This window comes from Neisseria iguanae (assembly GCF_003013245.1).
In the GTDB taxonomy this organism is placed as follows: domain Bacteria; phylum Pseudomonadota; class Gammaproteobacteria; order Burkholderiales; family Neisseriaceae; genus Neisseria; species Neisseria iguanae.
Genome location: NZ_PXYY01000170.1, coordinates 1 through 1343, shown reverse-complemented (window position 1 = coordinate 1343; position 1343 = coordinate 1). Strand labels below are relative to the sequence as shown.

Here is a 1343-nt window from a genome sequence, read left to right as displayed (position 1 = left end):
CTATGCGGATTGCCCGTTGGGTGCAGTTAAAGCGCACAGTCTGCCCACGTTGGAAGTGGTCGGGATACTTGTCCGACGCCCTGCCGTAATTTTTCCATGCTTATTTTTGACTTGCGTGTGGTAACAACTTTTTTTCTCCAGCCGTTTTTTCCGGTTTTGTATGGTGGCTTTGCTGATGTTGTACCCGCCGGCCAGTGCCCGATAGGAAGCACCTGCTGCAAGTTTGTTCAGTATCATTTGCCGGTAGTCTTTTGAGTATGCCATATGTGGTATTGTGCTAAATTTAATTTTCTTTATATGCTGCAACTATTCGTATTCTTGTTGTTATTTTTGTAACAGAAACAAATGAAAAGAAAGAATTAAGTCTTTTTCAATATATCACATATTTTTTGGGCCTGACGTAGATTAGCAGTCATTTCAGACTGAAAAAATGAAGATAACCAATTATAAATTAACAAAGAATATCCAAAGAAAACTCCTCCGGTTTTTTGTACCGGAAGTAATGGCCCGTGCAGCCGTTGATATTCTGGGTATCCAACCCGGTTGGGCTATGTTGTCCTACCGCAAAACCCGCCGGGTGACTGCCTGTCATTTGGCGCAGGCAGCCGGCGGGGTTTTCAGAGGCCCCCCCCGGGCCGGACGGGGGTTATTTCGGCGGTCGGCGTAAGGGTAAACGCGGCCGTGTGGCAGCAGGGAAAGCGGCTGTATCCGGCACCTTAAAGCGGCAGGGAAAGGTTGGTACCGCCGTTGCGGGGGATAACGGGAAGGATACGTTATTTCCGGTTGTCAAACAGCAAACAACACCTGACGGCATTGTTTATGCCGGTAGTGACAGGGGCTGTGGCGTGCTTGATGCGGGCAGGTTCGCGCATCAGCGCATCAACCGTTCACGGTTTTTTGCAGACCGTCAAAACCCTATCGGCGGCATTGCAAATTGTTGGAACCGGGCGAAGTGCGTCTTGCGCAAATACAATGGGGTTGGCCGTAAATCTTGCCTGCTGTTCCTGAAAGAATGCGGGTTCCGCTTTGACTTCGGCACACCGTCCGGGCAGCTTGAAATGCTGCGGAAATGGTGTGGTGTTTGGGGCTAATCTACGTCAGCCCCTATTTTTTAATATGTAAGATATGCTTTGGTAAATGGTTTAATATCGAGAATAAAGAAAAATAGGTAATTTAATCAATTTTAATAGTGAAATCACTAAAAACCAAAACAAAACAAATAAAAGAACAAAGAATCGACACAGCCCAGCCGCCACATCTTACGCAGCCGTTTAACCCAAACCCGCATCTTTTCAATCGGATTCAAGTCCGGGTTATCGGAGACAGCCGGAGGAAGGTATGCC

The 1343-nt window shown here is 47.4% G+C and carries 1 protein-coding gene and 1 pseudogene; one reads left to right on the top strand and one right to left on the bottom strand.

Going from position 1 to position 1343, the window contains the following annotated elements:
* Positions 1-264, bottom strand: a complete 264-nt coding sequence (locus tag C7N83_RS17200) for an IS630 transposase-related protein (RefSeq protein ID WP_106743279.1) — start codon at positions 262-264, stop codon at positions 1-3.
* Between the two features lie 166 nt (positions 265-430).
* Between C7N83_RS17200 and C7N83_RS13825 the strand changes: the two are divergent.
* Positions 431-1091 (top strand): annotated as a pseudogene (locus C7N83_RS13825) (transposase).
* Positions 1092-1343: the final 252 nt, after the last annotated feature.

Bases quoted from the DNA above. Each gene is read 5' to 3' on its own strand.
- C7N83_RS17200 (WP_106743279.1), bottom strand. From the start codon at position 264: ATGGCATACTCAAAAGACTACCGGCAAATGATACTGAACAAACTTGCA.